This is a genomic window from Streptomyces sp. SUK 48, from assembly GCF_009650765.1.
Lineage (GTDB): Bacteria > Actinomycetota > Actinomycetes > Streptomycetales > Streptomycetaceae > Streptomyces.
Genome location: NZ_CP045740.1, coordinates 2,210,367 through 2,230,838, shown reverse-complemented (window position 1 = coordinate 2,230,838; position 20,472 = coordinate 2,210,367). Strand labels below are relative to the sequence as shown.

The following is a 20,472-nucleotide window of genomic DNA, read 5'->3' as shown; positions in this document are numbered from 1 at the left end:
CACTGGTGGGCATGGCGAGGCACGGAAACCGGAGAGAGCCGGAAAGTTGGAATGCTGGAAAGGTGGAGCGGGGAGGGCGGTGCCGGCCGGAGCGTGATGGCGGGGCTCGGCGCGCGTCCGCGGTCGGCGAGGGGCTACGCGGCCGACGTCCGCCGGGCGGAGCGTCCGCCGAGTTGCATGAGGACCACATCGCCCGTGGCGGTTTCGGTGACGAACCGGCCGGAGAAGGGGGCGGTCTCGGCGTCCGTGCGCCGGGCGTCGAAGGTCAGGTCGCCGCGGAGCGCGAGGCCGGCGGTGAGACCGGTGGCGTCCGTCAGGTGCAGGGTGGTGCCGTCCTGGTGGGTGCGGACGATGAAGCGCGTGTCGCCGTTGCGGTAGTCGCCGGTGAAACGGTTGAGACCCGTCTGCACGGCAGATGCGGTGGAGGTCGTGGGGCGGTGGTCGCCCACCGGTATACCGTGCTCCCGCAGGATGTCGACGAGGTCGGCCCACAGCAGGGTGCCGGTGGTCGCGTTGGTGGTCAGTGCGACGGCGGTGCCGGTGCGCGGATGGAACCGCAGGTGCGCGGTGCCGCCGTCGGCCGTGCCGTCGTGTCCGAGCCAGGGGCCGTCGGACGAGGCGTAGTGGGCGAGGCCGAGGCCCCATCCGTCGGCCATACCGAAGGCGTTCGCGCGGGGATCCCGGGCCGCCATCTCGGCACGGTCCGCGGCGGGGAGCAGGGCGTCGGCGTCGGGGTGGTCGCCCAGGTGCAGGGCGGCGAGCGCGACCAGGTCGTCGGCGCTGCCGGCCAGCCCGCTCGCCGGTGCCCAGCCGTCCGGCACGTACACGCCGACGGGGTGCACACTGCGCTCGCGGCCCGGCCGTACGGTGTGGCCGTCGGCGACGGTGCGAAGGCCTTCCGCCGGGCCGCCGCTCAGGAACACCGGGTCGATACCGAGCGGTCGTAAGAGGGAATTTTCGACGACCGCCTGCCATTTCATGTCACCGACCGTCTCGATGACGTGTCCGGCGATGTTGTAGCCGGTGTTCGAGTAGGAGAAGTATCGACCGGGTTCGTGCAGGGGAGAGGTGAGCACGGCACTTGCCGTGTAACGCGCCAGGGACGATTCCCGGCTGCTGTCGAGTTCATGGTCGGCGACCAGCCCCGCGGTGTGAGAAAGCAGGTGCCTCAGGGTGACGGCGGACATTCTCCCGTCCACCGCCCCGTCGAACTCCGCCAGGTATTCACAGACCGGGTCGTCCCATTCCAGTTCGCCCTGCGCGACGAGTTGGGCGACTACGGTGGCCGTGAACGCCTTGGTCACCGAGCCCAGGGCGAAGGCGGTGTCCACAGTCACCGGCCGGGCGGTCCCGACGCGTGTCACACCCGTGGCCACCGATACCCTTTTGCCGGCCCGGCGGATGGTCAGCTGGGCGCCGGGAACAGAGTGGTCGTGCGTGAGTCCTCGCAACCGATCCGCCGTGAAAGGCGCTTCCACATCTCCCCCTTGATGGATGTCATCGGTACGGCTACCCGCACCACGGAGGTGCGGGTAGCCGTACCCCTTCATCCTCGATCACACGTTCAATGAACGGCAAGGGCTTTCGATTTAGAGAAAAGATGCAGGTCAGACAGGGTGAATCGACCAAGGGAGAGTGGCGGTCACCGTGGTCGGCCCACCCGGCGGACTGCTGACCTCCAGCTGCCCGTTGAGGGCGGCCGCCCGGTCCTCCAGCCCCCGCAGGCCCGTCCCGGCCGCCGGTGAGGCGCCGCCCGTGCCGTCGTCCGTCACCGCGACGACGAGCTGGTTGTCGTGTTCGTCCAGGCGGACCCGAATGCACGTGGCGGACGCGTGCTTGACCGTGTTCGCGAGGCATTCCGCGACGATGTAGTACGCGGTCGACTCCACGCTCACATCCGGGCGCCGAGCGAGCGCGCCGCACACGGTCACGGGCACGTGAAAACGTTCGGTCAATGCCGTGATGGCCGCTTCGAGACCGCGGTCGCTCAGAATGGGCGGCTGAATGCCGCGCACCAGGTCCCGGATGTCGTCGAGCGCCCTGCCGATCTCCTGGTGGGCTTCTTCGACGAGCGCGGACAGGTATTCCGCATTGTCGCTCCGGCGGTGTTTCGCGTACGACAGGCGCATGAGCAGGGCCGCCAGGCGCGCCTGTGCCCCGTCGTGCAGATCCCTTTCCAGGCGGCGGAAATCCGCGTCGTTGACCCGCAGCGCCGCGATGCGCTGGCGTTCGGCCGCCTGCTCCCGCAGTTGCGCCTCGGCCTCGTCGATACGGCTGAGGACGCGCCGCACCAGCCGGGCCCGGAGCTTGCCCATCCAGAACAGCAGCACCACGAGCACCGAGAAGAGCGCCACGGCCGCGGCAGCCACCGACACGCGCGTGAACGCCCCGGTCACCAGCAGGGTCACGCCGGGTCCGAACGCGAGTTGCTCGGGCGGCCCGACCGGCAGGGCCACGGCGAACAGGACCACAGGGAGCGCGAGTGCCGCGAGCGGCAACAGCCAGACCGAGCCCAGCAGCAGCAGTCCGAGGTAGCCGATGTCGTCCCAGCGCGGCTCGGTGGAGCGGCGCTCCCGCTCCACCTCCCGGTTCGCCTCCGCCGACCGGTGCGAGGGGTCCCCGGGGTCGCCGACGACCGAGTGGGCGAGCAGGCGTTCCAGGTCGGCGACGGCCCGCAGCAGCGGCAGGCTGAATGACATGCCGTCGTGCAGGGCCGCCATCCGGGCTGCTACCTGCCGCGGAACCTCGCCCACGGCCTGGTCGGCTCTCGGCGGTCGCCGCCGCGACGCGGCCACGGCCCGCCGAACCACCGCCGCCGTACCGTGCACGAGGGTGACGACCACCGTCGGCAGGCCGACGAGCAGGAGCCACGAGACGGCGCGCAGCGCCAGGGAGGCCGCCAGAAGGGGGACCAGCAGCAGGCCGACCAGACTGCCCACGGAGAGGTAGATCAGGCCCGCGGCCACACGGTAGGGGGTCGGAAAAGTCATGGGGCTACGAATTGCGATACGTCAGCCGGCTCAGTCCTTCAGCCTGTCCAGGCCCCGTAGATAATCCAGCACCGCCAGCACCCGGCGATGGTTCTCGCCCGAGTTGGGAATCTGCAACTTGCCCAGGATCGACGTGACATGCTTTTCCACCGCGCGTTCGGAAATACCGAGCCGATTCATGATTCCACTGTTGGTCAGCCCCGTCGCCATGAGTTCGAGTACCTGGCGTTCGCGCGGCGTCAGCAACTCGGTGGCACGCTTCTCGCGCGGACTGCCGACGAACTGCTTGAAGACGTCGGAGTCAAGGACGGTCTCCCCGTGCTGCACCCGGTGCAGGGCCGAGAGGAACTCCTCGAAATCTCCGACGCGTTGCTTCAGCAGATAACCCGCCCCTGCCGACGCGTTCCGCACCAACTCCTCGGCATAGGTGGGCTCCACGTACTGGGAAAGAAGCAACACGGCCGTGTCCGTGCGGAGCTGTTGTATGTCCAGAGCGGCGCGTATGCCCTCGTCCGTGAATGTGGGCGGCATGCGGACGTCCATGATGACCACATGCGGGCGAGCGGTACGGACGACTTCCAGAATCCCCGTCGCGTCGCTCAGCGAGGCGACCACTTCAATTCCTTCGTCCGCCAGCAGCCTCGCCATCCCGGCTCGCAGGAGCGCGGAATCCTCGGCGATCGCGACGCGCATGGAGACTCCCGCTCGTTAGGATCGTGCCAACCAATAGCCGGGCATGATGCCACCCGGTGGCTGAAAGAAGTGAAGTTGTGTGGGGGGCATCAGCATAGGGCGGCACGATGGACGACGCCACGCCCGGCAAGGCGCGGCCAGGGGCCCGAAGGGCCTACCGGCGGGAAGCGACCATCGAGACGCCGGCTTGCCGCAGCAAACGCCCCGACGCCGCCAGACTCACCACCACCCCCGCGAGCACGCATGCCGCCGTAAGTGCCGAGAGCATCCCCCACTCCACGCTCAGCGGCGCCTCGCCACCGAACACGGTGAGTGCTCCCCGGTAGGCCCGCGCACCCAGCGCGACCACTCCCGCCGCGATCAGCACACCCAGCGCGGAGGTGGACAGCGTCTCCCACAGAGCCATGCGGCGTACCTGCCCCGCGCTGACGCCGAGCATCCGCATACCCGAGACCTCCCCGCCGCGCCGGCTGTACGACATCACCAGCGTGCCCGCCACGGCGATCAGCGCGTACAGGGACGCGGGCACCGTCAGCACTCCCAGCACCAGCCGGTTGAGCCGGTCCTGGTCGGTCGCCGTCTTGCCGAGCCACTGCGCCGACGGCACGACCCTGACCCGGTCGCCCCCCAGACGCGCGGTCAGCTCGGCGGCCGTCGCCCGTGCCGAGCCCGCGGCCTCCTTGTGGAGCAGCACGGTGGCACGCGACGGGGCCGGGGTCGTACCCCGCGCCCCGTCCGGCAGCAGCAGTGAGGGCACGGCCGAGCCGCCGTCCAGCACCGCCACCACGCGGGCCTTGACAGGCCGACCGCCGAACAACCCGTAGGTCACGGTCGATCCCGCACGTTTCCCGTACCAGTCGGCGAACTCTCGTGACACGGCGACCGTCCCCGGCCGGAGCGGTCCGAGCGTTCCGCCGACCACGGAGATCCGGTGCGTGCGGGCCAGGGCCGGCGGGTCCGCGATCGCCGCCTGTTCCTTCCACACCGAGTACGGGCCCGCCACCGCCACCTCCAGCTCGGCGGGGGCGGAGACGGCCGCCACCGCCGGGTCGGCACGGAGCGCCTTGATGTCGGCCGCGCTCAGCGCGCCACCCCGAGCGGGTTCCACGACGAGCTGTGCGACCGTGCGCGCGCGGTCGTCCGCCTGCGTCGCCGCGCCCGTGGTGGACAGCACCGTGGTGAAGGCGCCGACGACCGTGAGGATCGCCAGTACCGGCCCAACCAGGGACGCCGTGCGCCGCCGCGACGTGCGCACCGACTCCGCGGCCAGGCGCCCGGCCACCGGGTCCAGCCAGCGCAGCGGCAGCGCCATCAGCCTCAGCAGCGGCGGCAGGTACACCGGTCCCAGCAGTGTGGCGGCGACCGCCAGCGCCATGGTGCCGAACAACGCGAGCGGAGTCGCCGCCTCCGCCCCGGCGCCGGGCGCCAGAGCCAGCATCACCGCACCGCTCACCAGCGCCAGCCCGCCCGTCACCCCGCGCCCCGCCGTCATGGTCCGGGCGTCCAGGTCCGCCTCGCGCAGCGCCTCCGTCGGGCGGACCCGGGCGGCGCGCCTCGACGCGGCAAGGGTCCCCAGCACGGCCATGAACAGGCCACTGCCCGCCGCGAACACGAGCGGCCAGAGCAACGGTCCCTGCCGCAAATCGACCGGGGACAGGCCGGTGCCGTTGAGTGCCCCGACAGCGACCGGCGCGGTCACAGCGGCGACCGCGCACCCCACGAGCGCGGCGGGCACCGCCACCGCCAGCGCCTCGCCCAGCACCATCCGGCGCACCTGCGGCCCGCCCGCGCCCACCAGGCGCAGCAGCCCCATGTCGCGTCGGCGCAGGGCGATGCCGAACGCGCAGGTACCGGTGACGACGACGATCGTCACGAAGGCGGACACCACCCCCGCCATCGCCAGCACGCTCTGCACCCCGCCCATGTCCACGTCACCGCCGGACAGGGTGTGCGCCGCGCCGGTGCCGTCCGTGAGCGTCACCGAAGGGCGGCCGGCATCCGTCGAGGTCGGCACCGCCCAGGTCGCGGCCAGCGCCGAGGCGGACACGCCGATCAGCGCCACGCCGAGCGTGAGGGCCACGAAGGTACCGGTGAACAGGGCCCAGTAGTGCCGCACCGAGCGCACGGAGATCCGCCACATCACCGCTCCCACATGCTCAGCCGCTGGGCGACCGCGTCGGCCGTAGGGTGGTCGAGCCGCCCGACGACCTGACCGTCCGAGAGGAACACGACCCGGTCCGCGCAGGCCGCCACCGCCGGATCGTGCGTCACCATGACGACCGTGCGCCCCGCCCGGTCCACCACGGTCCGCAGCAGTTCCATGACCTGCCGCCCGCTGGACCGGTCCAGAGACCCGGTCGGCTCGTCGGCGAAGACGATCTCGGGCTCGGCGACCAGCGTGCGCGCGATCGCCACCCGCTGCTGCTGGCCGCCGGACAGCTGCGCGGGCCGTCGGTCCGACTTGTCCTCCAGGCCCACCTCGCGCAAGGCATCCACGACCCGGTCCCGCTTCACCCGCCGGCCCTGCAGCCGCAGCGGCAGCGCCACGTTCTCGTACGCGCTCAGCATCGGCAGCAGATTGAACTGCTGGAAGACGAAGCCGATCCGGCTCCTGCGGACCGCGGTGAGTTCCCTCTCGTCGCAGGCGGCGAGATCCGTGTCGCCGAGCAGGACCCTGCCGCTGTCGGGCTTGTCCAGACCGGCCGCGCAGTTCAGCAGTGTCGTCTTGCCGGAGCCGGACGGGCCCATCACAGCGGTCATCGCGCGCTGCGAAAAGCCCAGACTGACCTCGCGCAGCACCGGGACCGGGCTCGCGGCGCCCGCGTAACTCTTGGAGACGGCGGCCAGCTGGACAGCGGGAAGCTGGACATCGGTGAGCAATGACATGCTCCCAGTCCAGCAGAGCGGGCCGCCCAGGTCAGTGGACCTTCGCAGAGTCCTGGGGGGCGGGTTTTCCCTACCATCCGCCGGGCGCGCCGGCCGGATAGAGTAGCCGGTGGCCCCGCACGCGTCCGCCCCGGAGGGACACGCACCATGACCGTCGCCGTCTGGGAGTCCTTACGGCGGAACCCCCTGCGGTTCGCCTTCTCCACATGGCCGCTGCGGTGCTGGGCTTTCCTGCTGAGCGGAACCGTCCTCGGCTTCGCCGTGCTGTTCCTTGTGACCGCCCTCCTCTTCGTCGGTGTCGGCCTGTCCGTGGTCGGAGTCGGCCTGCTCGTCCTCATGGCGGTCGCCGTCTCCGGCATCCCCGTCGCCGCCCTGGAGCGGCGCCGGTTACGGCTTGTGGAACCGGAGCCCCTCCTCGACCCGCACGGCTCCCTGCCCGGTACGGGAGCCTGGCCGTGGCTGCGCACCCGGCTGCGTGAACGGGCCACATGGCGGGAACTGGGGTACACGCTCGTCCTGGGAGTCGTCTCCACCACCACGGGGTTCGGCTTCGCCGCCTTGTTCGGCCTGTCGGTGATCCTCACGCTGACACCGGCCATCGTGTGGGCGATTGCGCCCGACACGGTGATGCTGGTGCCCGGCAGGTCCATCTCCGACCCCGTGGCAGCCCTGCCGGGCAGCGCCATCGGCCTGTTCGGGCTGTTCGTCTCGGCCTACGTGGGCGGGCTGCTCACCGGCGCGCACGTATGGGTCGCCCAGTTCCTGCTGTCGGCGCGGGACGAGGACCTGAGCTCCCGGGTCATCGAACTGACCCGCTCCCGCGCTCGGTTGATCGACGCGTTCGAAGCCGAGAGGCGACGCATCGAACGCGATCTGCACGACGGTGCCCAGCAGCAACTCGTGGCACTCAGCATGACCTTGGGACTGGCCGAGATGGAGCTGCGAGGCCAGGACTCGCCGGCTGTCGCGCTCATCGCCCGAGCCCGCGGCGAGGCCCGCGAGGCCCTGGGCCAGTTGCGTTCCCTGGTCCGCGGCATCCATCCCCAGGTCCTCACCGACCACGGCCTGCCCGCCGCTCTCGCCGAACTCGCCCTGCGCAACCCGATCCCGGTGACCGTCGACATCGATCTGCCGCACCGGTTGCCACCGGCCATCGAGACGACGGCGTACTTCACCGTCACCGAGGCGCTGACCAACGCCTCCAAGCACAGCGGTGCCGACCAGGTCACCGTCGTCGGACGGCTGCGCGACGACAAGCTGGTCCTGCTGATCACCGACAATGGGCACGGCGGCGCCGATCCGGCCGCCGGTGCCGGTCTGCAAGGACTGGCGGACCGCGTGGCCATTCTGAAAGGGAGACTCGTCGTGACAAGTCCCGTCGGCGGACCCACGCAACTGCGGGCGGAGGTGCCGTGCTCCGCATAGTGCTCGCCGAGGACGCCGTCCTGCTCCGCGCCGGCCTGGTGGAGCTGCTGTCCCAGGTCGGACACGAGGTGACAGCCGCTGTCGGGGATGCCGGTGAACTGGCGCGCGCCGTGGACGCCGACCGGCCGGACGTGGTCATCACCGATGTCCGGATGCCGCCCGGCTTCCGCGACGAAGGGCTGAAGGCGGCTTTGGAACTGCGCGGTCGGCACCCCGGCCTGCCGGTGCTCGTGCTGTCGCAGTACATCGCCACGGCCTACGCGACACAGTTGTTCAGCGGCAGTTCGCCGGCCGAGGGGGGACTCGGGTATCTGCTCAAGGACCGGGTCGGAGAGGTCGCCGACTTCCTCGACGCGCTGGACCGCATCGCCGACGGGCAGACGGTGATCGATCCGGAAGTGGTTCGCGTGCTGCTGCAGCAGCGTGCCGCCGACGAGCCGCTGCAGCGCCTGACGCCCCGCGAGCGGGAGGTACTGGCTCTCATGGCGGAAGGACTCAACAACCAGGCCATCGCGCAGCGGCTCACCATCACGGAGGCGTCGGTGGTCAAGCACTCGAGCAACATCTTCATGAAGCTGGATCTCGACCCGGCAGAGGGCAACCGCCGAGTCCTGGCCGTCCTCGCCCACCTGCGCGGGCAGCCCCCGCGAGTCTGAGCGGGGGCACCCTCAGGAGGCCGCAGCTCCGTCAGCTTTCCCCGTCACTCCGCCCGGACACCGCCGCGCTGAGATCCGCACCGGGGGAGAGCAGCTGGGCCAGCCGCTGTGCCGACACGTCCCAGGACCACTGCGAAGCCACCCAGGCCCGGCCGGACTCGCCCATCGCCGCGGCCTTGTCCGGGTCGCGCAGGATCTCCGTCACAGCACGGGCCACGGCCCCTTCGTCCGTGCCGTCAACGACGGTCCCCGTCACCCCGTCGACGACCGCGTCCGGCGCGCCCCCCGAGTCTCCGGCGACCACGGGCAGCCCGCTGGCGGCAGCCTCCAGGAACACGATGCCCAGCCCTTCCGCCTCCAGCCCGGCCTTGCGGGTCCGGCACGGCATGGCGAACACGTCCGCCGCCGAGTAGTACGCAGCCGTCGACGCGTGATCCAGCCCGCCGGCGAACACCACGTGGCCGTCGGCGTGCAGCCGTGCGAGCCGGCGCAACCGGTGCTCGTCCGGGCCGCGGCCCACGATCACCAGCACCGCTTCCGGCACGGCCTGCCGTATGCGGGGCATCGCCCGGATCAGCATGTCCTGGCCCTTGCGCCGGACCAGCCGTGAGACGCACAGGACGACTTTGCGGTCCACGATGCCGTGCCGCTCCCGGATCTGCCGGGCCCGGCCGGGCTCCGGCAGGAACGCCGCGGTGTCCACGCCGGGAACCAGCCGCGCGAGTTCGGCCCGCGGCCCCAGCGCCGGCGCGATACGACGCCGGGTGTACTCGCCGAGGTAGGTGACCGCGTCCACATGGTCGCCGATGCGTCGTAGCACCTGCCTGGCGCCCGGTGTGCGTGCCCACCAGATCTCGTGACCGTGCGTGGTGGCCACCATCCGCTGGATCCCGCCGCGCCGCAGTGCCGGCGCCATCGCCGCGAGGGGAGCGGCGGCGCCGAACCAGACCCGGTCGCAGCCGTACCGCCGGGCGATCTCCAGAGCGCGGCGGGTCACCTTGGGGGTGGGCAGCAGCTTGCCGCTGGGATCCCGGACCACCGGGAACGGCAACGTGGCGTCGTACTCGGCGGCGCCCGGCTCACTGGACGTGTAGACGACCACGTCGTTGCCGGGTATGCGCGTGGCCATGGCGTGGACGAACGTTTCGATGCCCCCTTGGCGAGGCGGGAAGTCGTTGGTGACGATGAGAGTGGTGCCCATGGTCGGTCGCTGCCTTCGGGACGGGGACGGTCAGGTGGTGAAGAGGTAGTTGCGGCGGTCGTCGGTGATGCGGGTGACGGGATCCCAGCGGCCACGGCGCCAGCAGTGGGCCCGGTAACCCAAGTCCCGCAGGTGGGTGAGGACATCGGCCGGATCCGCGCCGTACTTCGCCAGGTGGCGCCGCTCGATCTCCAGCAGCAGCGTGGGCCGGTGGCGGAGCAGAGTGGCCGAGCCTCCCTTCAGCAGGGCGAGTTCAGTGCCCTCGACATCGGCCTTGACGAACGTCAGCCGCTCCAGGGCGATCTCCTGGGCCAGCTGGTCGAGGGTCCGGACCGGGGCCGGCACGGTGCGGGAGTCGCGGAACTCGGTATTGGGGCCGGGCCCGTCCGCGCCCGCGGTGAGATAGGCCCGCCCGTGCACCGGCAGACCTCGCCGTACCGGCAGGCTGAGCGTTCCGGACCCGCACCAGTCACCGAGGGCGGCGCGGTGCACGGTCACGTTGCGGGCGCCCAGGAGCCGCGCGGTGCTGCGGAGCAGGCGGTAGGGACCGGGCAGCGGCTCGACGCTGTGCACCCGGCCGGACGGCCCGGCCAGGGCGGCCAGCACCCAGGTGTACAGCCCGTACTCCGCGCCCGCGTCCACGCACACCGATCCCGCCGGTACGAACGCCCGTAGACCCGCCACCTCGTCCTCGACGAACGGGAACCGGTGGGCGCCCCACCGCAGGGTGGCCGCCACCGCCGCGATACGACGGGCCCTCACCGGGTGCCCCCCGGGGCCGCGACGGGGGTGGGACGCGCAGGCCGGGAGTCCCGTACGACGAGGCCGTGCGCGGGCTCCTTGCGCCCGGTGCCGCCCAACAGCCGGGCGAACACGACCAGGGCGACCGGCAGGGCGAGGTACCCGAAGCGCCCGGCCGGCGCGAGGAGGAACGCCGCGGACAGGCCGACGGCGAGCCGGTCGGCGGCCGACACGAGATCGTGCGGCGGCCGTACCAGAAGGGACAGGGCGACGGCCAGTCCGGCGGCCAGTAGCAGGGCGACCGCCGCGTACCAGCCGGCCGGCCCGCCGTCGGCGAGCAGTCTGCCCGGCAGCGGGCTGGCCGCCGGAGTCTCCCATGGCCCCCGCCCGATCGGAAAGGCGAACACCTGCTGCACCAGGGGCCCGGGTGACGACAGCGCGCTCGGCAGGACGAGCAGGGCCGTGCCCGCCACTGCCACGGCCGCCCCGCGCACAGCTGGGCGGGGGCCGCCCCGGCGGGCGAGCAGCGCCACGGCGACCGCGACGGCGGGCCAGGCCGTCCATTTGAGGGAGCAGGCGGCGACGAGCGCGAGACCGCTGGCCGCCGACCGCCCCCGCGCCGCGTACGCCAGCGCGAGAACCAGCAGCCCGATCAGCGGCAGGTCCACGCCGCTGACGCACAGCGGCAGGGCCACGGCCGGTGAGGCGACGAACGCGCCGACACCGTACATGCTCATCGTGTTTCCGGCAGCCGCCCCCGGACCGCGGGCAGGGCGCCGGGCCGCACGCCGAGCCGTCCACAGGCAGCCGAGGAACGCCGCCGCACACCAGAGCCGGGCGTCACCCAGCACCCTGGGCAGTGCGCCGCTGTCGCCCAGCACGGCACGCGGCAGCCCGAACACCGCCATGCCCGGCAGGTACGGGGTGACCTCGGCCACAGTGCGGGGATGCGCCAGGTACGGTGTGGACTGGTGCACCGTCAGCAGCCCGGCGCGCTCGATCACGCCGACCTCGCTCTGCGCCGAGCCGGTCAGTACCAGCAGTGCGAGGGGCACGACGACGGCACCGCCGACGGCGAGCCAGACCGATACGGCATGTCCGCGCCGGCGCGGCGACAACGCGGCGACCGCCGCGCAGAGGTAGCCCGCGCAGGCGCTCATGCCCCACACACGGTGCGGCTCGGGTGCCGTGATCAGCGGGAAGACGGCGGCCCACACGGCGGCCGCGAGCCAGCCGCAACACCACAATGCGCGGTTTTCCGAGGGAAGTTGATGCCTATGAGTCAGCACCCGTCCATTGCACCGGGGAGCGCCTTGCCGGGGCATGACAGCCAGGTCGAGACCTCAAGGTCGGGTTTACCCGACCATGGAACCGATGTGTACCGCAGGGGGTCTCGGCAACAGGGCAGGTCAGCTTGTCTCAAAGTCGTCAGCAAGGGATCAGCAAGATCTACGCTCGGTGGCGCCCTGCGATCTTGAAGGAGCAAGAACAGCAGTGAAGAAGAAGCGAGTTGTCATCGTGACCGGCGGAGGTACGGGCATCGGGGAGGCCACCGCCCGGCTGCTGCGCGAGGGAGAGCACCATGTGGTCGTCTCCGGCCGGCGCAGCGAGCCGTTGCGACGCCTCGAACAAGAGACCGGGGTGCTCGCGCATCCGTCCGACGTGCGGGACCCCGAGGCCGCCGACAGTCTCGTCGCGGCAGCGTTGGACGCGTACGGACGGATCGACGGAGTGGTGCTCAACGCGGGCATCGGGCGCGGAGGGGCCGTGGGCGACCTGTCGTTGGAAGACTGGGACGAGGTGATGCGCACCAATGTCACCGGCCCACTGCTGCTCCTGCGCGCGGCGATCCCGCACCTGCTGGAGGCGAGCGGCGCGGTGGTCGCCGTCGCTTCGGTGTCCGCGCTGCGCAACGGCACGAGCAACGCGCCGTACGCCACGTCCAAGGCAGCCCTGCTCCAACTGTGCCGTTCCGTCGCCGTCGACTACGGCGGCCAGGGGGTGCGAGCCAACGTCGTGTGCCCGAGCTGGGTGCGGAGCGAGATGGCCGACCGCCGCATGGCGCGCTTCGCCGCCGAAGCGGACCTGCCGGGAGACGGCGTGGACACCGCCTACGAGGAGGTGACCGGATTCCTTCCGCTGGGTCGTCCGGGTGAGCCGAGGGAGATCGCGGAGGCCGTTGCCTGGCTGCTGTCCCCCGCGGCGTCGTATGTGAATGGCGCCGTGCTCACCGTGGACGGCGGGGCGACGGCCCTGGACCCCGGGACGCTCGGCTTCGACTTCCGTGTGGTGCCGCGCGACGACGAGGCGGGAACTCGTCGGTAGTACCGCCGGTCCCGCGGCTCCCGGCCCGTCCTCTGTCGCTCGCGAGGGGGTGGGGTCAGGGCCGCCGGGCCGCGACGGTTTCGCTGTCGCACGGCAGCGCGTCCGTCATCGACGGCCACATCCGGGCGATCGTCAGCAAGGTCGCCGCGCTTCCGTGCTCCACGCCGGGGAGGGGGCGGGCGGCGGACGGTGACGCACCGACGAGTTTGGCTCGCCTCGCCTGTCCCAGCGCGCCGGCGAGTGCGGCGGCGGCGAGTCGGTCGTCCCGCACTCCTGCCCGCTGGGCGTGTCGGCGCGCGTCCTCGTAGGCGCCGGGCCGGGAGTACTGCTGGAGCACCAGGAGCGCGTCATAGGTCTCGATGGTCTGTCTGTGCGCCTGCAGCGCCAGCGGGGAACGCGGGCGCAGCACCTCCTGGATCCTGGTCTGCTGTGGACTGGCAAGCGCCACTTGGGGCACTGCCACGACGAGATCGCGCCACAGCGGCCACAGCCGCCAGGTGACCCGCAGAGCGGTCCAGGTTCGGGCCGCGGCCGTCGCCGTGGGGACCAGCAGTGATACCGCCCGGATGATGCCGTGAACGCCGATGACCAGCGACAGGTAGGGAAGGATGGCGGGGGTGCCGCCGAAGAGGTACCAGAGATAGCCGCCCCAGAAGGCGACCGCGAAGACGCTTCCCACCGCGAACAGCCGCAGCGACCAGACGAGATCGCGATCTGCGGTACGCAGGCTGTACGACCAGCACACCGTGAGGGCGACGGCGTCACCGACCAGATGGGCCACGACGAGGATCAGCCAGTAGGCGGACCCCGCATCGGCGGGTCCCTGAACGGAGGGTGTGCTCTCGCCGGAGTGAACCGCCTGCAACAGGCTCAGGACGAGCAACGCGCCCATGGCTGCCGCGAGCCCCACCACGACGGAGAGGTGCAGGCGGCGAGCGCGGGTGGAGTCGACCATGAAGAGAAGGACCAGCCCGGCGCTGAGGACACCGATCAGGTTGCGGACCAGAGCGATGGTGCGGACGTCCGTGCCGGCGTCCGTGAGCAGTTCGACGATCCTGGGCTGGAAGAGGGTGATGGCGACGGTTGCGGCCAGGACGCTGATCCACAGTCCCCGTTGCTGGGCCTGACGCAACGCAGGCCGGGCGCGGCATGCGACGGCGAACCACATGATGAGAACGCTGCCGAGCCCCACCTGAGTCGCCAGCTCACTCGCCGACATCGACCGTCACTCCCAGGAAGGCGCCGAGCCGTCCCAGCGGGCCGGCCATGGGGCCCGTCTTTCCGGCGCTCTGTATGAGGCTGGCAATCATCTCGGCTTCTTGTTCCTCGGTGGTCGTGTAACTGGTGCGTGCCATCAATCGCTTGACGAGGTGGGGCTGCAGGCCGCTGAGGATCTGACCCGCCAGTTCATCGCCGTGGGCCGTCGTCCCCCGGTGGTGGTCGCACAGCACATGGCCGATCTCGTGCAGAATGATGTGTTCGCGATGCAGGGGCGCCGTACGCGCCTCGTAGAAGACGTAATCGGCGTCATCGGTGCCCAGCCAGAGACCGCAGGCTCCGGCGATCGCCGCCTGCTCCGGCAGCTCTTTCAGAACGAGCGGGCGGCCCCTGAGCTCCTCCACCCGCACAAGAATCGCGTCGAGGGACAATGACCCGTGCATCCCGAGATCGCGCAGGATAGCCGTACACTTCCGCTGCAACTCGGCGTAGTGGCCCGTCCTTCTCACCTGCTGTCACCCCCGTCCCGGCAGACGCAACCACGGAAACGTCACAGGGCGCCTGAGTGGGTGCGTGAGCGGGCATCGTTGCTTCTGCTCTCGTTGGTCGTTAACGCGCCGGCGCTCTGAATGATTCCTATCGGTTGTGACGTCCCCCGCCCCGGACTCGTCGGACATCGCGTTCACGAGCGCGAGCAGAGCGTCGAGTCCTGCCTCCGACAGGCCATCGGCACGAAAGGCCAGCGTGCGGACCTTGTTGTTCCCCAGGGCGACGGCGAACTCCATCTGGCGCCTCACCCTCTCCGAGACCTCCTCGTCGGTGAAGTAGTCCGGTGTGACGCCGAAGTGCTCGGCTAGGACGCGGAGATGGTCGCGGGTGACGTTCCGTTTCCGCCCCGTCGCCAACTCCCAGAGGTAGGTGGCCGAAAATGTACGCCCTGTGCTTTCGTGGATTTCTTCGGCGATTTTGCTGTAAGGGGGCCGGTTGCCCCGGTAGTACGCGTTGATGATGTCCTCAAGCCGCCGAGCCAGGGACGCCGGACCTGTGGTGCCCTTGTCATCGCTGCTGATACTGGCCAATTCTCCAACTCCTGTGTGCCACGCCGCTCCTGTGTCCCGCCAACAAGATATGGCACTCGGCGTGGGCACGACCATTTCCAAAGGCCGTCCAGCCCTGAGCGCGGAGCCGGTCCGCGTCCCGTGACCGCCCTGACGCAGGAAATGAGGGCCCCAGCGGATCAGTTGACACCCTTTCATCCGCTGAGTACGGTTCCCGAGTGCTTGTGTCGGCCTATGCGTATGGGGAACGCCTGACGACCCGGTGACCCGCCACGCATTCTTCGTCGGCACGTCCGGCGCCGCGGTGGTGTCGAGAGGGAACAGCACAGGGGGAACAGCAGGCATGACATCCGCTCCACAGCCAGACGAACTGCGACCACATGACCCACGAATCGCACGTGTCGAGTTGAGGAGATAGCGCAGTGGTCTGCCTGCGTCTCACGGTGGAAGATCTTTCCCGTATTCGCTTCGTCGACTCCCTCGGGCCGGACATCGAAGCCCGCTTCGCCGAACTCAGGTACGCCGAGGTGCGACCGGACGAGTTCGCGGAGTGGCGCATGAAAGTACGGAGAAGGCTGCGGGGGCCGGGGTCGGCACCTCACGCCGACATCCGCCGCTTCCGCTCGGTGGCCGTCGTGCCCTTCTGGGGGCGCATACGGAACTACCTGCGGCTGGAGGGTGAGACACGTGGACGCGCCGTCCTCTCCGGCGGCGTCGAGGGTGTCCTCAACGAACTGCATCCGGGCATCAGTTGGCGCGCCCCGCTGCTTCGCGTGGACAACGAGCGGCAAGGGCATGGCATCGAGCTGTGCGGGCAGGGCCTGGTCATCGCCCCGTCGCTGTTCGCGCCCGGGCCCGTGGTCCTGGACGCGGAGACCGGGGGACACGATGCTCCCGTCCTTGTCTACAACGTCACGCCCACCACCGAATCGGCGGCCGGGCTCTGGCAGCAGGAGGAAGAGGACCGGGCCGCAGCTCTGAGCGAGCTCCTCGGACAGACCCGTGCGAACGTCCTGGAGACTTTGCAGGCTCCCGTGTCCATCGGCGAGATAGCGCGCCGTCTCGACCTCTCGCACCCTTCCGTCAGCAGGCACCTGGGCATCCTGCGCCGGTCCGGGCTGGTCGCCGCCGAGCGCCGCGACAACCTGACCAAGCATCGGCTGACGCACCTCGGTGAGGCGGTTCTCGGCCGGCAGGACTGACGGGCCGGACGGACAGCGGTCATAAGGGGGCGATGTCGGCCATGATGTTCGTTTCACGCTCCAGGGTGCCGGCGGATGTGACGTCGGCCGAAGGCCACGCATCACCCGCTCCGGGTGAAGGTCTCCTGACCCGCGGCTTGTGTGCGCATCCGCTCGGTCTTCCCGCAGTTCGCCGAGTCGCGTCCCGCGGAGGCGCCGGAAAACTGGCTGCGCGATGCGGCGGCCGCCGAGCAGGCCACCACGTCCGCCCGGACCGCGCGGGCGCGCGGCAGGGTTTTGATACCGACGTACGACCGTTCCGCCCGCGCCTTCCCCCGAAGGCGCGGGCGGTCCGCGTCGGCCGGGACGTGGGTCAGACCCGGACGCCGAACATGAAGGGTCCGCCGATGGTGTCCATCGACTCGTAGCGCACGACCGTGCCGGTGCGCGGGGCGTGCAGGATCTGGCCGTTGCCGGCGTAGAGGCCGACGTGGTGCAGGTCGTTGAAGAAGAAGACCAGGTCGCCGACCTGGAGCTGGCTCCGGGTGAGGCGGGTGCCGATGCCCGCCTGTTCCTCGGAGGTGCGCGGTATGTGCACGCCGGCCTGCGCGTACGCCCAGGAGGTCAGGCCCGAGCAGTCGTAGGAGGCGGTGCCGGTGGCGCCGCGGAAGTACGGCTTGCCGAGCTGGCCCTGGGCGGCGGCGAACGCGGCGCCGGCCCGGCCGGAGGCGGAGTTCTCGTCGCCGAGCCGCACCCGCTCGGTGGAGGAGCGGCTGGCCCGCTGCTGTTCCTCGGCGAGGGCCGACTTCTCCTTGGCCGTCAGGGTGTTGAGCAGTTTCTGCGCCTCGGCGAGCTTGCCCTGCATCTCCTGCTTCTTGTGGCCCAGCTCGGTGCGGGTGGTGGCGAGGTCCTTGAGCTTCTCGGTCGCCTCGGCGCGCTGCTGCGCCAGTGCGCGCTGCTTGGCCTGGATCTTCTTCAGCGCGGAGACCTGCTGGCCACTCAGCTGGTCGAGTGTGGACGCCTTGTCCAGGAAGTCGTCCGGGTCGGCGGACAGGAAGAGCTGGACCGAGGCGTCGAGGCCACCGGAGCGGTACTGCGCGCTGGCCATCGAGCCCAGGCCGTCCCGCAGCTTGTTCAGCTCCTGCTGGCCACGGGCGACACCGTCCTGGATCGCGGTGATCTCCTTCTGGAGCTTCTGCTGCTTCTCCTTGGCCCCGTTGTACTTCTCGGTCGCCTGTTCCGCCTGCTCGTAGAGCTTGTCGACCTTCGCCTTGACCTCGTCCTTGCCGGGCTTGTGGCCCGGCGCGGCGTTGGCGGCCTGCGCGCTCAGGGCCACGGCGGCCGCGGCGGCGGTGGTCAGTACGGTGACACGCGTCCGGCTGGGCTGCTTGGGTCGTCGATGGGAGGCCACAGGGGCGAACTCCTTGCTTCCTTCAGCCGCCTGCCAGCACGGCGGTGGGCGGGGCCCGCCGCCGTCACTCCGTCTGAGTGCGCACTGGAACGGGGGTTGGAGCCTGACCTTAATGAATTTCTTACCATTGGATCAAACGTTTGGGCATCCCTCGCCGGCGCACCCGGCCGCATCACCCGCCGACCGTGGCTCACCTCGTGGGGGTGGTCTCCTCCAGAGCCGACAGTGCCGCGGCGGCCTCCGCCCGGCGCGGGCTGCGCAGGTCCGTGAGGTCGTCCCGCGCGGCGAGGAGGGTGGCCCGGGCGTCCGGGTGGCCCAGGGCGCTGAGGACGTGGCCCAGGTCGAGGCGGGCGGGGCCGGCCCACGCGGGCATCTGGGCGGTGTCGAAGGCGGAGAGGGCCTGGCGGAGCGGCGGTTCGGCCTCGGCCCAGCGTTCCAGGGCGGCCAGGTCGTTGCCGATCTGCTGGCGGGCGACCGCGTGGTACAGCGCGATCAGCTCGTCCGTACGGCCCGGGACACCCGCGCGGCAGATCCGCTCGCTGCGGCGGTGGGCCTCCAGGGCCTCCACCGGCTGACCGGCCTGACGGAGCAGTGTGCCCAGGGAGTTGAGGATCGTCAGCTCGGCCAGCCGGGCCTGCGCGGAATCCTGCGAGGCCAGGCAGTCGGCCCCCGCGCGCAGCCGCGCCTGTGCCTGCGGGACCAGGCCCTGCCGGTGCAGCGCGCCCGCGCCGTAGCCGAGCGCCCAGCCCTCCTGAAGGCCGTCCCCGCAGTCGCGGGCCGCCACGAGCGCGGCATCGGCGGTGGTCAGCGCGTTGTGCGGGTCATAGGCGCACATGTTGTAGGACCAGGCCAGGTAGTTGAGGTGGATCGCCTCGTCCCGTCTGCTGCCCAGCAGGCGCGCGGAGTCGGCGGAGCGCTGGAACACCTCCACCCACTGTTCCCAGTGCTGGTTGAGGTCGGAGAACCAGTGCATCGCCTGCGCGGCGTCGAGAACCTGCTGGTGACGGCCGGTGTCGTGGGCCCGGCGCAGCGCGGCGAGCCACTGGGTGCGCTCGGACTCCAGCCACGCTCGGGCCTCCTCCCGGCCGACGGGGGCGCTGTCCGGGTCGGGGTCGCCGGCGTACGTGCCGTCCGGGAGGCTCCCCTCGTGCTCCACGTCGAAGTGCAGGGCCGCGGCGGTGGCCCGGCGCAGCATCCATCGCGTGGTCCGGTCGAGGGCGGCGTCGCGCAGTTCGGGGCCGTCCTCGAGGGCGACCTGCTCGGCGGCGTAGAGCCTGAGCAGGTCGTGGAAGCGGTACCGCTCGGCGGTGGGATCGCTCTGGAGCAGCCCGGCGTCGGTCAGTTCCTCGGCGCAGGCGACGGCGTCGTCGTAGGAGAGGCCGGCCAGCAGCGCGCCGGTCTCCGGGCTGAAGTCCGGTCCGGCGGACAATGCGGCGCGGCGTAGGAACGTCCGCGAATCGGGCGCAAGTTGGCGGTACGACAGGGCGAACGCGGCCCGCACCCGAAGGCTTCCGGCCTGGAGTCCGTCCAGTCGGCGGCCCTCGGCGGCGAGGCGGGCGACGAGCTTGCTCAGGCGCTCGTGCGGGCGGCTGAGGAGCCGTTGCCCGGCGATCCGCACGGCCAGCGGCAACTGGCCGCACAGGTCGGCGAGGTCGCGTGCGGCCTGGGCCTCCGCGCGTACCCGTTCCGGACCGATGATGCGGGTCAGGAGTTCGACCGCCTCCTCGCGCCGCAGCAGGGCCAGATCGGTGCGGTGGACGGATGCGAGGCCCGCCAGGGAGTGCCGGCTGGTGACGATGGCCAGTGCCGGTCCGGTGCCGGGCAGCAGCGGGCCGACCTGGGCTTCGTCGACGGCGTTGTCCAGCAGCAGGAGGAAGCGCCGGTCGCCGGCCAGGGATCGCCACAGGCCCGCGCGGTCGTCGGTGCCGGCCGGTATCGCGGCGTCGGCGACGCCCGTCGCGCCCAGCAGCCGGGCGAGCGCGTCCCGGGGTGTGGTCGGCTCGGGATCCATGCCGTGCAGGTCCAGCGCGAACTGCCCGTCCGGGAAGTGCGGGGCGAGGCGGTGCGCGGCGTGCACCGCGAACGCGGTTTTCCCCAGGCCGGGTTGGCCGGCGACCACGGCGACCGCCGGCCGGTCCGGACCGGTGTCCCGCGCCAGTTCCAGCAGCCGGGCGAGGGCCGGGCCGCGGGCGGTGAAGTCCTGGATGTCGCGGGGCAGCGCCAAGCCGCCGTTAGCGGCCGGGCCGTTGCCGGTGCGGGGGCGCGGACGGCCCACGGCGGCGGAACTCTCCAGGCCGGCCGCCTCGGCGTCGTCCAGGCCGAGGGCCCCGGCCAGCATCCGGACCGTACGACGCTGAGGTCCCCGGGTGCGTCCGCGCTCCATGTCGGCCAGGGCCCGCACGCTCACCCCGGCGGTGTGCGAGAGAGCCTCCTGACTCAGTCCGGCGCGGGTCCGCAGCCGGCGCAGCCGCTGCCCGAAGTCTTCCGTGCGAGGCGTGCCGTCGCCCACCGTCGAAGTCCCCTGATCGTCCGGCTCGCCCGGATGCGAGCGCCCGGCAGAAGTATGGCGGACGGCATTTCTGCCGGTGGAACCGCATGGGCCGGGCAGGTCGCGGGTGGTGAACTCAACGCAGGGCACGGAACGCCGAGTTGCCCGGCCGAGCGCATGCCGGTCGTGGCGAGTCCGC

General features: G+C 71.3%; 17 protein-coding genes. 4 read left to right on the top strand and 13 right to left on the bottom strand.

From position 1 onward, the window contains the following. Nucleotides 1–134: 134 nt before the first annotated feature. From GHR20_RS09370 to GHR20_RS09350, 5 genes are all read right to left on the bottom strand, one after another. Complete coding sequence (locus GHR20_RS09370) at nucleotides 135–1,478, bottom strand: serine hydrolase domain-containing protein (RefSeq protein WP_243877987.1); 1,344 nt, start codon at nucleotides 1,476–1,478, stop codon at nucleotides 135–137. A gap of 129 nt (nucleotides 1,479–1,607) precedes the next feature. Further along, nucleotides 1,608–2,990 (bottom strand): sensor histidine kinase, encoded by a 1,383-nt coding sequence (locus tag GHR20_RS09365; RefSeq protein WP_153812919.1) that lies wholly within the window; start codon nucleotides 2,988–2,990, stop codon nucleotides 1,608–1,610. 30 nt (nucleotides 2,991–3,020) lie between these two features. After that, nucleotides 3,021–3,683, bottom strand: coding sequence for a response regulator transcription factor (locus GHR20_RS09360; RefSeq protein WP_153812918.1), 663 nt, complete (start codon nucleotides 3,681–3,683; stop codon nucleotides 3,021–3,023). A 154-nt stretch (nucleotides 3,684–3,837) separates the two neighbouring features. Then, nucleotides 3,838–5,823, bottom strand: coding sequence for an ABC transporter permease (locus tag GHR20_RS09355; protein WP_153812917.1), 1,986 nt, complete (start codon nucleotides 5,821–5,823; stop codon nucleotides 3,838–3,840). Further along, nucleotides 5,823–6,569, bottom strand: coding sequence for an ABC transporter ATP-binding protein (locus tag GHR20_RS09350; RefSeq protein WP_153812916.1), 747 nt, complete (start codon nucleotides 6,567–6,569; stop codon nucleotides 5,823–5,825). Before GHR20_RS09350 ends, GHR20_RS09355 begins: the two co-directional genes overlap by 1 nt. Nucleotides 6,570–6,716: 147 nt before the next feature. Between GHR20_RS09350 and GHR20_RS09345 the strand changes: the two genes are divergently transcribed. Both GHR20_RS09345 and GHR20_RS09340 read left to right on the top strand, forming a co-directional pair. After that, a complete protein-coding gene (locus GHR20_RS09345; protein WP_153812915.1) occupies nucleotides 6,717–7,994 on the top strand; it encodes a sensor domain-containing protein in 1,278 nt (425 codons plus the stop codon). Then, on the top strand, nucleotides 7,982–8,650 hold the full coding sequence (locus tag GHR20_RS09340) for a response regulator transcription factor (RefSeq protein ID WP_111580880.1): 669 nt from the start codon (nucleotides 7,982–7,984) through the stop codon (nucleotides 8,648–8,650). The genes GHR20_RS09345 and GHR20_RS09340 overlap by 13 nt, the downstream gene beginning before the upstream one ends. A 31-nt stretch (nucleotides 8,651–8,681) precedes the next feature. Here the strand turns inward: GHR20_RS09340 and GHR20_RS09335 are convergent, their stop codons facing one another. From GHR20_RS09335 to GHR20_RS09325, 3 genes are read right to left on the bottom strand one after another with little or no spacing between them, the layout of a single operon-like run. Beyond that, nucleotides 8,682–9,851: a glycosyltransferase family 4 protein gene (locus GHR20_RS09335; protein ID WP_153812914.1), complete on the bottom strand. Its 1,170-nt coding sequence runs from the start codon at nucleotides 9,849–9,851 to the stop codon at nucleotides 8,682–8,684. A gap of 30 nt (nucleotides 9,852–9,881) precedes the next feature. Further along, nucleotides 9,882–10,613, bottom strand: coding sequence for an FkbM family methyltransferase (locus GHR20_RS09330; protein WP_111580882.1), 732 nt, complete (start codon nucleotides 10,611–10,613; stop codon nucleotides 9,882–9,884). Continuing rightward, the gene (locus GHR20_RS09325; RefSeq protein ID WP_243877986.1) at nucleotides 10,610–11,752 is read right to left on the bottom strand and encodes a glycosyltransferase 87 family protein; all 1,143 of its coding nucleotides are present in this window, start codon (nucleotides 11,750–11,752) and stop codon (nucleotides 10,610–10,612) included. The genes GHR20_RS09330 and GHR20_RS09325 overlap by 4 nt, the downstream gene beginning before the upstream one ends. Nucleotides 11,753–12,086: 334 nt before the next feature. On the opposite strand from GHR20_RS09325, the gene GHR20_RS09320 reads away from it, so the two are divergent. Continuing rightward, complete coding sequence (locus GHR20_RS09320) at nucleotides 12,087–12,917, top strand: SDR family oxidoreductase (protein ID WP_111580884.1); 831 nt, start codon at nucleotides 12,087–12,089, stop codon at nucleotides 12,915–12,917. 55 nt (nucleotides 12,918–12,972) lie between these two features. Here the strand turns inward: GHR20_RS09320 and GHR20_RS09315 are convergent, their stop codons facing one another. The 3 genes from GHR20_RS09315 to GHR20_RS09305 all read right to left on the bottom strand — a co-directional run bounded on the left by GHR20_RS09315 (nucleotide 12,973) and on the right by GHR20_RS09305 (nucleotide 15,214). After that, nucleotides 12,973–14,136, bottom strand: a complete 1,164-nt coding sequence (locus GHR20_RS09315; protein ID WP_153812912.1) for an MAB_1171c family putative transporter — start codon at nucleotides 14,134–14,136, stop codon at nucleotides 12,973–12,975. Next, nucleotides 14,123–14,539, bottom strand: coding sequence for a regulator component (locus tag GHR20_RS09310; protein ID WP_243877985.1), 417 nt, complete (start codon nucleotides 14,537–14,539; stop codon nucleotides 14,123–14,125). Before GHR20_RS09310 ends, GHR20_RS09315 begins: the two co-directional genes overlap by 14 nt. 111 nt (nucleotides 14,540–14,650) lie before the next feature. Continuing rightward, a complete protein-coding gene (locus GHR20_RS09305; RefSeq protein WP_153812911.1) occupies nucleotides 14,651–15,214 on the bottom strand; it encodes a hypothetical protein in 564 nt (187 codons plus the stop codon). A gap of 401 nt (nucleotides 15,215–15,615) precedes the next feature. Between GHR20_RS09305 and GHR20_RS09300 the strand changes: the two genes are divergently transcribed. Beyond that, nucleotides 15,616–16,395 (top strand): winged helix-turn-helix domain-containing protein, encoded by a 780-nt coding sequence (locus tag GHR20_RS09300; protein WP_194858853.1) that lies wholly within the window; start codon nucleotides 15,616–15,618, stop codon nucleotides 16,393–16,395. A 352-nt stretch (nucleotides 16,396–16,747) separates the two neighbouring features. On the opposite strand, the gene GHR20_RS09295 is transcribed toward GHR20_RS09300, so the two are convergent. Both GHR20_RS09295 and GHR20_RS09290 read right to left on the bottom strand, forming a co-directional pair. Beyond that, nucleotides 16,748–17,785: a C40 family peptidase gene (locus GHR20_RS09295; protein WP_111580888.1), complete on the bottom strand. Its 1,038-nt coding sequence runs from the start codon at nucleotides 17,783–17,785 to the stop codon at nucleotides 16,748–16,750. Between the two features lie 190 nt (nucleotides 17,786–17,975). Next, nucleotides 17,976–20,294, bottom strand: coding sequence for an XRE family transcriptional regulator (locus GHR20_RS09290; protein WP_243877984.1), 2,319 nt, complete (start codon nucleotides 20,292–20,294; stop codon nucleotides 17,976–17,978). Nucleotides 20,295–20,472 lie beyond the last annotated feature (178 nt).